At 44.5% G+C, this 12,448-nt stretch carries 16 protein-coding genes and 2 tRNA genes; 12 read left to right on the top strand and 6 right to left on the bottom strand.

Annotated elements, in window-relative coordinates; translation table 11 throughout:
* Positions 1–190: 190 nt before the first annotated feature.
* Genes QXV08_RS02300 through QXV08_RS02310 form a run of 3 tightly spaced genes read left to right on the top strand, consistent with a single transcriptional unit; the run spans position 191 to position 3,210 of the window.
* A complete protein-coding gene (locus QXV08_RS02300) occupies positions 191–1,576 on the top strand; it encodes a CoA-binding protein (protein WP_342784543.1) in 1,386 nt (461 codons plus the stop codon).
* Positions 1,577–1,591: 15 nt separating this feature from the next.
* On the top strand, positions 1,592–2,290 hold the full coding sequence (locus QXV08_RS02305) for an acetate--CoA ligase family protein (RefSeq protein WP_342784545.1): 699 nt from the start codon (positions 1,592–1,594) through the stop codon (positions 2,288–2,290).
* 11 nt (positions 2,291–2,301) lie between these two features.
* Entirely contained in the window at positions 2,302–3,210 is a 909-nt protein-coding gene (locus tag QXV08_RS02310; RefSeq protein ID WP_342784547.1) for an ATP-binding protein, read from the top strand.
* A gap of 8 nt (positions 3,211–3,218) precedes the next feature.
* Here QXV08_RS02310 and uppS read toward each other — a convergent pair whose 3' ends face one another.
* A complete protein-coding gene (gene uppS / locus QXV08_RS02315; protein ID WP_342791419.1) occupies positions 3,219–4,055 on the bottom strand; it encodes a polyprenyl diphosphate synthase in 837 nt (278 codons plus the stop codon).
* 109 nt (positions 4,056–4,164) lie between these two features.
* Here uppS and QXV08_RS02320 point away from each other — a divergent pair, with 109 nt between their 5' ends.
* The 4 genes from QXV08_RS02320 to QXV08_RS02335 all read left to right on the top strand — a co-directional run bounded on the left by QXV08_RS02320 (position 4,165) and on the right by QXV08_RS02335 (position 6,376).
* A complete protein-coding gene (locus QXV08_RS02320; RefSeq protein WP_342784549.1) occupies positions 4,165–4,551 on the top strand; it encodes a 30S ribosomal protein S8e in 387 nt (128 codons plus the stop codon).
* A gap of 45 nt (positions 4,552–4,596) precedes the next feature.
* On the top strand, positions 4,597–4,893 hold the full coding sequence (locus QXV08_RS02325; RefSeq protein ID WP_342784551.1) for a signal recognition particle protein Srp19: 297 nt from the start codon (positions 4,597–4,599) through the stop codon (positions 4,891–4,893).
* A 299-nt stretch (positions 4,894–5,192) separates the two neighbouring features.
* Positions 5,193–5,510 carry an RNA-binding protein gene (locus tag QXV08_RS02330; RefSeq protein WP_342791418.1) on the top strand — a complete coding sequence of 106 codons (318 nt, stop codon included), beginning with the start codon at positions 5,193–5,195 and terminating at the stop codon, positions 5,508–5,510.
* Positions 5,507–6,376 (top strand): transcription initiation factor IIB family protein, encoded by an 870-nt coding sequence (locus QXV08_RS02335; RefSeq protein WP_342784555.1) that lies wholly within the window; start codon positions 5,507–5,509, stop codon positions 6,374–6,376. Before QXV08_RS02330 ends, QXV08_RS02335 begins: the two co-directional genes overlap by 4 nt.
* 181 nt (positions 6,377–6,557) lie before the next feature.
* Here the strand turns inward: QXV08_RS02335 and QXV08_RS02340 are convergent, their stop codons facing one another.
* Entirely contained in the window at positions 6,558–7,001 is a 444-nt protein-coding gene (locus QXV08_RS02340) for a zinc ribbon domain-containing protein (protein ID WP_342784557.1), read from the bottom strand.
* 280 nt (positions 7,002–7,281) lie between these two features.
* Between QXV08_RS02340 and QXV08_RS02345 the strand changes: the two genes are divergently transcribed.
* Positions 7,282–7,371: transfer RNA gene (locus QXV08_RS02345), tRNA-Val, on the top strand.
* Between the two features lie 115 nt (positions 7,372–7,486).
* On the opposite strand, the gene QXV08_RS02350 is transcribed toward QXV08_RS02345, so the two are convergent.
* Positions 7,487–7,753 carry a hypothetical protein gene (locus QXV08_RS02350; protein WP_342784559.1) on the bottom strand — a complete coding sequence of 89 codons (267 nt, stop codon included), beginning with the start codon at positions 7,751–7,753 and terminating at the stop codon, positions 7,487–7,489.
* A gap of 87 nt (positions 7,754–7,840) precedes the next feature.
* Entirely contained in the window at positions 7,841–8,932 is a 1,092-nt protein-coding gene (prf1, locus tag QXV08_RS02355; RefSeq protein WP_342784561.1) for a peptide chain release factor aRF-1, read from the bottom strand.
* A gap of 97 nt (positions 8,933–9,029) precedes the next feature.
* On the opposite strand from prf1, the gene QXV08_RS02360 reads away from it, so the two are divergent.
* Positions 9,030–10,037 (top strand): lysylphosphatidylglycerol synthase transmembrane domain-containing protein, encoded by a 1,008-nt coding sequence (locus QXV08_RS02360; RefSeq protein WP_342784563.1) that lies wholly within the window; start codon positions 9,030–9,032, stop codon positions 10,035–10,037.
* A 19-nt stretch (positions 10,038–10,056) separates the two neighbouring features.
* Here the strand turns inward: QXV08_RS02360 and QXV08_RS02365 are convergent, their stop codons facing one another.
* Together QXV08_RS02365 and QXV08_RS02370 are read right to left on the bottom strand one after the other, a co-directional pair.
* Positions 10,057–10,233 carry a 50S ribosomal protein L40e gene (locus QXV08_RS02365; RefSeq protein ID WP_012608529.1) on the bottom strand — a complete coding sequence of 59 codons (177 nt, stop codon included), beginning with the start codon at positions 10,231–10,233 and terminating at the stop codon, positions 10,057–10,059.
* Between the two features lie 67 nt (positions 10,234–10,300).
* Entirely contained in the window at positions 10,301–10,855 is a 555-nt protein-coding gene (locus QXV08_RS02370; protein WP_342784571.1) for a nucleotidyltransferase, read from the bottom strand.
* 55 nt (positions 10,856–10,910) lie between these two features.
* Here QXV08_RS02370 and QXV08_RS02375 point away from each other — a divergent pair, with 55 nt between their 5' ends.
* From QXV08_RS02375 to QXV08_RS02385, 3 genes are all read left to right on the top strand, one after another.
* The gene (locus QXV08_RS02375; protein ID WP_342784573.1) at positions 10,911–11,570 is read left to right on the top strand and encodes an endonuclease V; all 660 of its coding nucleotides are present in this window, start codon (positions 10,911–10,913) and stop codon (positions 11,568–11,570) included.
* A 213-nt stretch (positions 11,571–11,783) separates the two neighbouring features.
* The gene (locus QXV08_RS02380; RefSeq protein WP_342784575.1) at positions 11,784–11,981 is read left to right on the top strand and encodes a hypothetical protein; all 198 of its coding nucleotides are present in this window, start codon (positions 11,784–11,786) and stop codon (positions 11,979–11,981) included.
* 284 nt (positions 11,982–12,265) lie between these two features.
* Positions 12,266–12,340: transfer RNA gene (locus QXV08_RS02385), tRNA-Arg, on the top strand.
* Positions 12,341–12,448 lie beyond the last annotated feature (108 nt).

Genomic DNA, 12,448 nt, shown 5'->3' on the forward strand with positions numbered 1-12,448 from the left:
TATCCACCTCCAAACATGAAGAAGCCTATTTTCAGGAACTCTAGGAATAACTCTAGTAAAGTCACATTACCCATGGTTCCCACCTATTTCCAGTATCTATGCTTTTATAATATAATATTCTTTTATAAATATTTATACCTTGACCGCATTTAATCTAGGTGGAAAGATTATATAAACAGGTGGCGTTCCAATGCTCGAGTCGTTCTTCAATCCAAGGAGCGTCGCGATAGTAGGTGCAACACCCAAGGAGGGGAAGGTCGGCCGGGTTATACTGGAAAACTTCATTAAGAAGTATAAGGGAAGAATATACCCTGTGAACCCTGGGTACAATGAGATCATGGGCTTGAAATGCTATAGAAGCGTAAGTGAGTTACCGGAGACACCGGATCTAGCCGTCATTGCTGTACCTGCTCCAAGTGTTCCAGGGGTGCTCAGGGAGCTCGGTGAAAAAGGGTGTAAGGCTGTAATAATAATAAGCGGCGGCTTCAAGGAGACTGGGACCCCTGAAGGTGAGAAGCTGGAGCACGAGATAAAGGAGTTAGCGGGGAAATACGGTATAAGAATAATCGGTCCCAACTGCATTGGTATTTTCGATAATTGGAGCGGTGTCGACACATTCTTCCTTCCAGAGGAGAAGATGAAGCGGCCTCCCAAGGGATACGTTGCCTTCATTAGCCAAAGTGGTGCCTTCGCATCCGCGCTCATGGATTGGATGGCCTATAATAACATCGGTGTTTCAAGGGCTATAAGCTACGGTAACAAGATAGACGTGGATGACATCGACTTACTTGAATACCTCGCCGGCGACGATAAAACAAGGGTGATACTGATATACCTAGAGGGCTTGAAGAATGCTCGTGGAAGAATATTCATTGAAACAGCCAGGAGGGTCAGCAGGGTAAAGCCTGTACTCGTGTTCAAAGCCGGTAAAACCAGTCGTGGAAGCCTTGCAGCGGCAAGCCATACGGCTGCTTTAGCTGGTAATTATTCGCTATATAGATCAGCGTTTAAGCAGGCTGGCGTAATAGAGGTTGAAAGCTTTGATGAAATGATGGACGCCGTAAGAATACTACTAGATCAACCATTGATGAAGGGTAACAGGGTCTACGTGGTTACAGACGCTGGTGGTGTCGGGGTAATGTTAACCGATGCACTAACAGTCCAGGGTTTCGAGCTGCCCAGGACTCCACCGGACTTAAGGGAGGAGCTTAGGAAAATACTACCGCCTCACTGTATCGTGGAGAACCCGATTGATTTAACAGGTGATACAGATGATGAGAGATATATAAAGGTACTTGAGAAAGTACTGCCACGTAGCGATGTTGACGCAGTGGTTGTGGTCGCGCTTCCACAGGTACCAGGGATAAAGGGTGGTCTGGCAGACTACCTCATAGAGGCCAAGAATAAGTATATGAAGCCGGTTATAGTTATTTCAATAGGTGGGGAGGAGGCAGTTAAGCTGGCTAGGAAACTACAGGAGAACGGGGTAACTGTTTTCGAGTCGCCTGAAAGAGCTGCTAGAGCACTTAAAGTATTATATACCTATAGTAGAATAAAGTCTAATACACAAGGATAACAGGGTTGAGGATGCATGTCTCCACGTGACATATTAGCTGCAGCACTTAAGGAAAACAGGTTCAAACTATTGGAGCACGAGGCGTTCCAAATAATTAAATACTATGGGATCCCATCCCCGGAGGTAGTGGTTGTTAAATCGCCAGCGGAGGCGGTGGAGCTAGCTGATAAAATAGGGTATCCAATAGCGTTGAAAATAGTGTCACCGGATATAACGCATAAGAGTGATGTAGGTGGTGTGAAACTAGGGCTCAAGAGTAGAGAGGAGGTTGGAAAAGCAGTTGAAGAAATGCTTAGAACAGTGTCTCTTAAAGCACCAAATGCTAGATTAGTGGGGGTGTTAATGTATAATATGGCTCCACAAGGACTCGAGGTAATTGTTGGCGGTGTGAGAGACAATATATTTGGGCCAGTAATAATGTTCGGGCTGGGCGGTATATTCGTTGAGGTATTAAAGGATGTTTCATTCAGGGTAGCCCCTATTACAATGAACGATGCATTAGGAATGCTTAATGAGATCAAGTCGTCGAAAATACTCGACGGCTACCGTGGCCAGCCACCAGTCGATAAAGAGGCAGTGGCTGATATAATCGTTAAAACAGCTAGATTAATGGAGGAGAACCCTGAGATAGAATCAATAGATTTAAACCCGGTGATGGCCTACCCTAAGGGAGCTATGGCTGTTGACGCGAGGATCATACTTAAACAGGGTTAATGGGAGAACTAATGGTGCAAACAAGTATCGAGGAAATACAGAGAGAAATAGAAGAAGTGTCGAAGCAGATCAGTGAGGTAAGAGAGAAGATAAAGACGCTGAAGGAGCAGAGATACCAGTTAATAAATGAGTTGAAGACGGAGAGGGTCGAGAAGCAGAAGTATCTCAGTGAGCTGAGGTCGCTCAAGGAAAAACTAAAGAATATTAGGGAGACGAGGAAACGCCTCATTGAAGAGTATAAAAGGCTAGCTGAAGAGAGGAGGAGCAAGATAGAAGAGCTGAGGACGCTGAGAGAAATACTTGTTGAGAAACAAAACGTTATCCAGAACATGTCGCGGGAGGCGAGGACGCCGTCTAATATACTGAGAGAGGAGATCGAGAGGCTCGAATGGATGCTGCAAACCAGGGTCTTATCAATTGAAGAGGAGAACAGGATAATACAGAAGATAAAGAGGCTTTCATCACTACTGGAGAAAGCCGAGAAGCTGAGAAAAGAGAAAAATGAAATATTAGAGGTTAAGGCATTCTATTCGAGCCTCAGGATCCAGGTAAAAGACTTAACCAGTAAGCTCAACAATATGAGGGAGGAAATAGGTAGGCTTACAGCTGAAAGGGATAAGATCAAACAACAGTTAAATGAGCTAGTGAAAAAATACCTTGACTTAAAGAACGATATACAGGTTAAGCAGGACTCAGTTAACGCTATATCCAGGGAAATCGAGGATTTAACTGGTAAGCTCAACGAGTTAAGGGAGAAGGTTAGTAGCCTCAACAAGGAGCTGGAGAAGGCTAAACTGGGCATGGTTTTAAACATGAAGAAGCAGGAGATCCTGGAGAAGGCAAGCGGTAAGAAGCGTTTAACAATCGACGAGCTCAAGATAATATATGGTGAGCCAGAGGATTTCATGGAGGAGCAGTAAGGCAATATTTATCTACCAAACCTTCTTTCACGCCTCTGGTAACTTCTAATGGCTCTCCAGAAATCTATTTTACGGAATTCCGGCCAGAATACATCACAGAAATATAGCTCACTATAGGCTGACTGCCATAGTAGGAAATTACTGATTCTTTCCTCCCCGCTGGTCCTGATTATTAGATCCGGGTCTGGTGCTCCATTAGTGTAAAGGTATTTGCTAAATAATTCCTCATCGATGTCGTCGGGGCTTATTTTACCCTCTAATGCCTCTTTTACAATAGCTTTTACGGCATCTATTATCTCATGCCTGCCGCCGTAACATAACGCTATGTTTAGCTGGAATGAATCATACCTGGATGTCTCCTTCTCTAATTCACTCGCCAACACGGCTATGTCCTCTGGGACTAGATCCAGTGCCCCGAATACTTTCACCCTGACTTTCCTATCATGTATCTCCCTCATGTTCTTTAACTCGGTTAATCCTTTCCTGGCTAGGTTAAACAAGTATTCTCGTTCACGCTCATCTCTGAACCTGCAGTTTTCAGTGCTCATGGCGTATATTGTTACATACCTTATTTTTAACTCCCATATCCATTTAAGGACCTCTTTTATTTTCTCGTATCCATAAACGTGCCCTAGTGAGGGATTTAACCCAAGCCTCTTCGCCCACCTCCTGTTTCCATCTGGAATGATACCTATATGTCTTGGAAAAGGTCCTCCGCGTATCTGCATCCAAAGCCATTTCTCATATATTTCATAAACCGGCTTTAAGATGCGTGAGCCCAGCTTGTAGAGCATGTTTGTGAGAAATCCCTGTAGCTCGTACAATTCAATTGACCCCGGTATCATCGATCCCATGTTGAGTATAATAATTGTTGAGGAATATAACTACCACTCTACTCACAAAACATTTATAACCAGGTAATACTTGTTTTAACTAGAATACAGGTGTTTAGCGATGTCTTATTATCAGGGTAATGATTTAAGAAAACCAACAGGTGGATTAAAAGGGGAGAAGAGGAGTAAGAGAAAATACGAGCTAGGCTCCCCGCCGGTAAACACTACTCTAAGTAGCAGCGAGGAGAAAATACACGTGAGGACGCTTGGAGGGGGAGTAAAGTATAAGTTAAAGAAGGCCTTATATATTAATGTTGCAGTACCCGATGAGAAGGCGGTGAAGAAGGTTAAGATACTAGACGTTGTCGAGACACCTTCAAACCCACAGAATGCCAGGTTTAAAATAATCTCGAAAGGCACAATAGTGAAAACAGAAGTAGGGCTCGTAAAGGTTACATCAAGACCCGGACAAGACGGAGTCTTGAACGGGGTCCTCCTTAAGAAGTAGACTGGGATAACCCTTGGATAATCACCAAGTATCAAGGGGGGTTTTTTGAGCCGGGATAACAAGGGTAAGAAAATCGTTGTATACCCGGCTTACATAGACTTGAAAAAGAGCCGTAGTGAGGGAAGGAAGATATCTTCAAGCAAGGCTGTACCAAATCCTAGTATCAAGGAAATAATAGAGGCCTCGGAAAGACTCGGGTTAAACCCCTTGTACGAGGAGAAACACTACCCGAGGCTAAAAGGGGTAAAAGGGCGTGTCTTGGTGGATAAGAAATCAGGGAAACTAGAGATCCTCCGCATGATTGCTGATGAGATTAGAAAGAGGCGGGGGATAACTGGTTGAGAACTAATGGATCATATTCATCGTTTTTACCTCCTATCTACTTTAGCAGGGACCCTTATCCAAATACCTCTGAATGGCTCATGGTTTAAGCTTCATGCTTCTGGGAAATGGTTTTCAGCTGTAAATCTCTGAGGGGTGTGCTAGTGATATATAGAATTTGATGTCTGTATATTCCTTAATAATGAAGTATTTAATTATATGCGTCAATGTATTATTTTCTTGTTGAGCACTTTATTTAAAAACACATGTATTACATGTTTTTTGAATAATGTAGTGTTTATATGGTATACGCCTTATATATGAACCATGAGTTTAAAGTAAATAGTGATGGTAATACCAGAGTGATACTTATGAATAAGCTCGGTATGGTAGAGGCTTCTACCAGGGATGGATTCCTCATCGTAAAACCCTCTACACGGGTCATCTTAAAACTAGTTAATTCCTCAGTATATGACGAGAACAATAGAAGAATAGGCAGGATAGTAGATGTTATCGGTAGAGTTGACGACCCCAGGGTAGTAGTGAAGCTAGAGAGCAAGGGACTGGCCCCCTCCTCCACGGTCCTCTACTATTATCTAGCATCCCAGAGAAAGCATAAAAGGGGTGGGAGACGTTGAAGTGCCCCTACTGTGGCGGCTCAAACATAATATTCGATCCAGATTCAAACAGCTATATATGCCAGGCATGCGGCTTAGTGGTTGAGGAGAAGCCCACCTATCAGGGTTTCGAGGGCTTCTTGAAGAATAACAGTACTCCACGGTATAGTGGCATGTTTACAAACATGGTCCATGACCATGGTGTAGGAGGGACTGAGATATCTGGTTGCTTCATGCAACACCTGAAACAAGGAAGGAACTGGGTTAGAGTTAACAGTGAGATAAAGGTTGAGAAGAAGGATAGGAAGCTTAAAAAAGCACTGCAGGAGTTAAACGAGTATCTGAAGCTTATTAATCCTCCGCCGGCTGTAAAGGAGACGGCTGCAAAACTTGTCCACGAAGCGGTAAAGGATAAGAATTACAAGGAGAGCACATTGAGGAAGATAATCATAGCAGCTATCTATTTATCATACAGGATTAATAATACCCCTAAGTCTTTAAAGGTATTTATATCGGAGCTGAACGTCGATGAGAAAGACTTATGGGAGGGAGTAAGGTTAATACGTGAATCTAATAGCAGTATAAAGATTTCCAGGGAAAACTTTGATCCAAGGCGTTACGTGGGTTATATTATACGCAAGCTGAATGCCCCGCCGATCGTTGAGACTATGGCAAACTATATTATATCGGTGTCCGAGGAACAGGGATTCATAAGCGGTAAAAGCCCGACGAGCCTGGCAGCCGCGGCAGTATATCTAGCAGGGATTCTCACTAATAATAAAAGGAACCAGGTTGAAGTTGCTGAAACCGTGGGCCTTAGCGATGTAGCTATAAGGAACGCATATGGCTCAATTATAAAAGACGTTGACATAGAGGTTTTACTTTAACCACGATCATTTGAAGTAGTCTATGGATGCACCAATCAACTTGGCCGCTACCGCTAGATCATCCATGTCATCCCCTATTATTAAGGAGTTCAGGTTTGATGTAGATTTATGTTAATTGGTATCATCCCCTCATTTTTGTTCCCCTGCATCCAACTCAGGTTTTCATCGGGCTTGGAGACGTTCAAGGCGACCCGGGCACTCCACATCTTGAGTATTTCGTGAATAGGTTTATGCACGCTATTACGTCTCTATCCCCTGTGTAACCACACTTCCTGCACTTTAGAACCCTGTAGCTAGCTTCAACTAGTTTGCTACTACATCTCGGGCACCTTGACGAGGTTTTCCCTGGATTCACGTAAACCGCTTCTAACCCATTCTCAAGGGCTTTGTACTCTACTGTGAACTGTATTCTTCTGTAGGACCATAGCAATAGCCTCTTGTTGAACTCTCTGCCCTTCTTAGCATTCTCTCTAACATTCTTCAGGTTCTCAAGCACAATTACCGAGTTATACCCATCAGCTAGTTCTGCTACTATGCTTCCAAGCTTGCATGCCTGACCTCCTCCCCGCCCTAAAAGGATGAGGCTTTCAGTTGTAATCACGGGTAGTGCTTCTGATTCTCTCACCGTGTTTCCTAATGACTCTTCTAATACCTTTGATAAACCTCCATGATCTCGGGTATCTCCTCTGTATTATCTCAACCCATATCCTGTGAGTCGAAACCTTTCTGAGAGGAGTCCTAAACCTCCTAACTCTAAGCAGTTTTGCCGCTCTTAGAGAATATGGCTAGAGTTACAACTGAAAGCCTCATCCTTTTAGGGCGGGGAGGAGGTTAGCTGGTTCTCCTCATTGTTTAATAGTTGTAAAGGATTTTTTAACCCCGGGTCTATCCATATAATGAGGGGAGGGCCCGTCGTCTAGCCTGGTTAGGACGCCGCCCTTACAAGCCCGGTCTGAGAGAGGCGGAGGCCCGGGGTTCAAGTCCCCGCGGGCCCATTCTAACTTCATGTGATTCCAGGTTAATGGGTTTGGAGATTTCAGTTGTAAAAGATATTTGAATCATGCTATTTCACGTTTAGGCTTCTTTAGAATGATCAGGGAGCAGTACTCCTTAAGGCGGGGTCTTAGTTTTTCTTTTTATATATATGTTTCCGCCTGGCTCGTTCGAGGATTCTCTCAGGCTTATCTCGTCTTTTTCTTCTGCATCTATAAGTTTCTTCTCTTTAACGTACGCTAGTAGTAGTTCCTCTGGTATGTTGTCTACTCGTCCTACTAGGTGTCTTATGCCCTGTATGCTTAACCATTCTATGAAGTCTTCTTCTAGTCCTGCATTGATTATCAGGGATAGTAGTTCTCTCCTGTAGGAGGGATCCATCATTTCCTAAATCCCCACCATAGTTAATTATTATTCCTAGGGCTTATAATTTCTACTGATTAAAAATTAAACTGGTTGACTGGTTGGAAGCTACCATGATACACGGGTTCTCAGTATTCCGGCTAATCCATTGAAGGTTTGTGCAAACCACTCGCCTTCAGGTATGTCAGTGCTTACGACTAGTGGTTTAGCTCCCCGTTTTCTTGCTAGCTCAAGCCACTCCTCTATATCTTCCCGGTGCTCACTTATTAGCAGGATGCCTACAAGGCCCATTTCGAGGGCATTGCGTACTTCTTCTTCACCGTACACTATTAACCCGTCATCTTTTGCCAGGTGATACTTGAACTCCTCGATAGCCTTAAGTGTTTCAGCATATTCTTGCTCCTTTAATAAGTCCCCGGCTCTCATTATCATTTCCCTTAAGCCCGGTTCACCCTGGTAGGCTACGTCGATGAACTCTGGTAGCACTATCTTCTTAAGCCTGTAATCCAGGTAATCCTTCTCCATGAAATCGTATTTAGCATAGGCTGGTCCGCCCACTAGGAGAGCCTTAAGCTTACCTTGCTCTAGTAGTGGTAGGAATACGTTGTTAGCGTGTTCACCAACCCTCTTATAGAAGTCTTCAACCATTTGCTCAATTATTCTATCGTATCTGCGCTGACTCTGACCACCTTTCTGATGTTTACCTGGTATATAGTCCTCTAGCTCCTCAACCACCTGCAACCTATTACCCTTAAGCAAGCCGATTGTAGCGGCATCACGCTCCACTATTAGTAAGCCAATTATATTGGATTCGCTGACCATTTCCTCGAGGAACTCTGTATGGAATACCTTATCCGTCCTATAGAAGAATACCGGTACCTCCTCTGGTGGGATCAGCATGACTGTTATTGATTTCCCTGTATCAGGGTCTTCTCCAGCGAACAATACTAGTCCCTTATCTGGGACCTTGGGTATCTTACTTATCCTCTCAATGGCTATAGACAACGCTCTCTCAACAGCGTTCCTCGTCTTCTTAAGCTTTATATTATCGGCTACAGAGAGCTCCTGACGGAGCAGGTTTAAGACATCGCCTATAGGTCTACCCGGCGGTATATACAGGCTCAACAATATTGTTGCATGGGCCTTCCACTTCTTCAGCTCCTTGATTATCTCCCTTAACCTTTGCTTATCCACTCTCATGGATTCTATTTGGTCTTCACTATAGCTAAAGACTCATCCCTTTACACCGGGATAACATGGTATATATTTTGGGGTTTAAATACATCTAGGTAAACCCATGATATATGTGGGCATAGATATGCGGGTTGAGAAAAGACTGGGCAGAGGCTTAGTCATCACCCTGATAGTGGTAACCCTTGTGATCCTAGCTTACAGTGTTATCACATCCTCCCTTAGCTCACTACTGGAGCTGTACTCCATGGATACTCTTGTCTCACTACTGATAATAACGCTAGGATGGGTGATATCAGCCCTCAGGTTAAAATTGCTCTTTGAATCAAGTATGAAGGGGATTAGTCTTCCGTTAATAGACAGCCTGGCTATTAGGCTCATAGGCGGTTTAACCGCGAATATAACACCCTCCTCGATAGGCGGTGAGCCTGGTAGAGCATATTACTTATCCAGGAGAACAGGGGTGGATACCGTTAGAACATATGCGCTAGTGATCTACGAGGTTTACTATGACGTATTAGCCGTAAACATTATTGGTGCCTGCATCAGCGTTAAATACCTGCCTCTAAGCACGCCTGTCCTATTAGTATCATTATTCATGTCCTTTTCATGGCTCTCTATATCGCTTAAAATAGTGAAGACTGGTAGGAGCATGCCCAGCGGACTCGATGCGGCACCAGGATGGATACCTGGATTTGTAAGGAAGCACTTCAACAAGCTGTATGCAAGGTACCTTGATTTCGCCTCTAGCTATAGTGAGATGGCTTCGAGGATATCCCTGGGGAAGAAGGCTTTGCTATGGCTGTTGACAATACTCTACCACACGATATGGGGTGTCGCGGCGCTTCCATTCATCCACGTGTTTAATGCTGACACCGTGGTTAAAGTTGTTGAGGCCTACTTCATCATGCAGTCATTTAGCTCCCTGCCCACGCCTGGTGGAAGCGGTGCAGCTGAATACGGGTTATCAATAGTCCTAGATCCCTCGGTTGTCGTGAAGTATAGGATTGTATATTATTACTATGGAATCATGGCTGGGCTGATATCGCTGATAATATATGATAGCAAGCTTAGGAGGCGGTTAAGCCGGCCTAGCCTGGAGGACGGGTTTTAAATTAAACATTAAACAAACTCTAGGTAGCTTTTGTAGCTGTTCTAACAGCTTTCTTAGGGCGTAGTGTGCCCTTGGATCTGCATCTCCTGCACTTGGTAGCGCCGGGCGGGTTCAGGGCCCCGCATCTCCTGCACACCATTTTATTCAACACTCTGTTGAAGACTATTTTCTGTAGCTCTGGATTATTCACCGGCATTTATTAAGCACCCCCTACCCTTCTCCTCAATGCCTTGGGTGATTTAAAAATCTTCCCTAGTGCGGAACTATATATTCAGGCCAGCGTCTCTAAGCCTGTTCATTATGGTCTCTTGCTCCTCTTCATGGTAATATCCGATCAGCTCCTCTACAAGCTTTATATTTATACTGTTCTTCAGTTGTTTAACATATTCCGCGAGCCTATCCGCGTCCACTCCTTGGCGGGCCTTGAGCACCAGGTAGGCTTCAACTGGTAGCACGTTAATAATTACACCGCCCATCCTGATCACATCGGCTTTCTCAAGTATTTCATCAGGTATCTCTATATCCATGTAGTTCTCGTATAACTCGATCTCCAGGTAGTCCTCGCTCAATGGTGCAACCAGCTTCACCGTGCCTACTTCCGTCGATGATGCCTCCCATCCATGCCTGGATGCAAGCTCATGGTAGTAATCCTGCTCGAGGAGGGGGCTTGGCTCGTACACGAATAAGTCTACATCACCCTCTAGTCTCCTCCTGCCTAGAGCTAACTGTACCACTGTATCCCCTATTATGACAGCCTTGACTCCTTCATCCTGCAGTGTCTTCATAATGCCTGCGAGTTCCTCAATGCTGTAAGCCATTTAAATCACCGTGGCTTAATATATGGTTTAAGGCTAATTAAGTAAGGGTATTTGAATGGGCTTCGATTATCAACGGGCCGTAATGCTTCAGAGAATACTCTCTGAGAGGGTTCTAGCGGAGCTCGATTCATTCCCAAGGATGGATCCTTCGAGAATAAGGAGTGTTGCAGGGGTTGATGCATCATATAGGGGAGGGGTACAGGTTGGAAGCGCTGTACTCATGGATTACAGGGCTAAGATGCTCCTGGCATATACGTGTCTCGCATCGAAGCCCCCTATACCATATGTGCCCGGCCTACTGGCGTTCAGGGAGGCCCCTGTATACATTAAGGCATTGCATAGGTTGCCGGCGAAACCGGATATAATACTGGTTGATGGACATGGATTAAGCCATCCAAGAGCATTCGGCATAGCAACACACATAGGTCTCGTACTTAACACCCCAACAATAGGGGTAGCAAAGAAACCGCTCTACGGGGAGGTGGAAGAGGTAAACGGTAGGAGACTCGTGAAGGCGCATGGAAGAATAGTAGGCGAGGTAGTTGAAACCAGCCAGGGCAACGAGATATATGTGAGTATAGGATACCTAATAAGGCTTGAAGACGCAGTGGAAGTAGTTAGACACCTAATGGAGCCAGGTCTAAAGCTACCACTACCAATACACCTGGTGGACAACTACTCCAGGAGTAAATGCATCAAGGAACTACGGTTATAACGCGGCGAAGATATCATGGATCAACACCCACTTATCTAGGTACATGGGAGCAAAAATCTTTGCGCTTATTCGCGATGGGATAAGCTCAGAGTCCAGGATGTTACCATGGGATTGCCATATCTCGGTTTCGATGATACAAGAAGAGAAATATCGAAAACCCAAATTCTCCTAAAGAGGTTTTCACATTGTTTACACATTTTGAGAGCAGGGTCCGTGTCTACAAGATTGTTGAGACGATTAAAAGAAGCCCGATTCTACAAGCCTAGAATAGTTGGCTTACAGACAATAGGGGATATAGTTAGCGATGCATTATACGCCTTGAACGGCGGCGGTAGATCGATGCAAGAATACTATAAGATGCTACTAGACTACTTAAACAACAATAACGTATATATAGTTCACTCAATGTAGGGGTTAAACCTTTTTAATCAACAGTGGCAGACAATACCCTACTATTATCTATTAGAGACTCGGGCATTACGTCCATCCATCACTAGCCTACAGCAGGGAGGAAGTTTATAGACTACTAGATGCCCTCGCAGCCTCCTCGAGGAGCTGAGGAAAATAAGATAATTACTTCCCAATTAGTGAAGCATCCATCACCAACTTCAACCATTTCCTTCAAGCACACAGCGGTTCAAAAACGTTTTCCCACTAAACCAGATAAATAACCCGAACAATGATTTAAGTAACTAGGGCCCGTCGCCTAGCCAGGATAGGGCGCCGGCCTTCGGAGCCGGAGGTCCCGGGTTCAAATCCCGGCGGGCCCGTCATTCTTTAATCACCTGTTTGAGAGTCCACGTGGATGTTTTTCTCAATTTTTATATTTTGAGCCGCTTGCAAACAATCACGCTCTAACTTGTAATTACTCTTCATGT

It is taken from the genome of Desulfurococcus sp., assembly GCF_038881575.1.
GTDB lineage: Archaea > Thermoproteota > Thermoprotei_A > Sulfolobales > Desulfurococcaceae > Desulfurococcus.

Bases quoted from the DNA above. Each gene is read 5' to 3' on its own strand.
- QXV08_RS02320 (WP_342784549.1), top strand. From the start codon at position 4,165: ATGTCTTATTATCAGGGTAATGATTTAAGAAAACCAACAGGTGGATTA.
- uppS (WP_342791419.1), bottom strand. From the start codon at position 4,055: ATGATACCGGGGTCAATTGAATTGTACGAGCTACAGGGATTTCTCACA.
- QXV08_RS02305 (WP_342784545.1), top strand. From the start codon at position 1,592: ATGTCTCCACGTGACATATTAGCTGCAGCACTTAAGGAAAACAGGTTC.
- QXV08_RS02330 (WP_342791418.1), top strand. From the start codon at position 5,193: ATGAACCATGAGTTTAAAGTAAATAGTGATGGTAATACCAGAGTGATA.
- prf1 (WP_342784561.1), bottom strand. From the start codon at position 8,932: ATGAGAGTGGATAAGCAAAGGTTAAGGGAGATAATCAAGGAGCTGAAG.
- QXV08_RS02375 (WP_342784573.1), top strand. From the start codon at position 10,911: ATGGGCTTCGATTATCAACGGGCCGTAATGCTTCAGAGAATACTCTCT.
- QXV08_RS02365 (WP_012608529.1), bottom strand. From the start codon at position 10,233: ATGCCGGTGAATAATCCAGAGCTACAGAAAATAGTCTTCAACAGAGTG.
- QXV08_RS02360 (WP_342784563.1), top strand. From the start codon at position 9,030: ATGATATATGTGGGCATAGATATGCGGGTTGAGAAAAGACTGGGCAGA.
- QXV08_RS02300 (WP_342784543.1), top strand. From the start codon at position 191: ATGCTCGAGTCGTTCTTCAATCCAAGGAGCGTCGCGATAGTAGGTGCA.
- QXV08_RS02310 (WP_342784547.1), top strand. From the start codon at position 2,302: ATGGTGCAAACAAGTATCGAGGAAATACAGAGAGAAATAGAAGAAGTG.
- QXV08_RS02350 (WP_342784559.1), bottom strand. From the start codon at position 7,753: ATGATGGATCCCTCCTACAGGAGAGAACTACTATCCCTGATAATCAAT.
- QXV08_RS02370 (WP_342784571.1), bottom strand. From the start codon at position 10,855: ATGGCTTACAGCATTGAGGAACTCGCAGGCATTATGAAGACACTGCAG.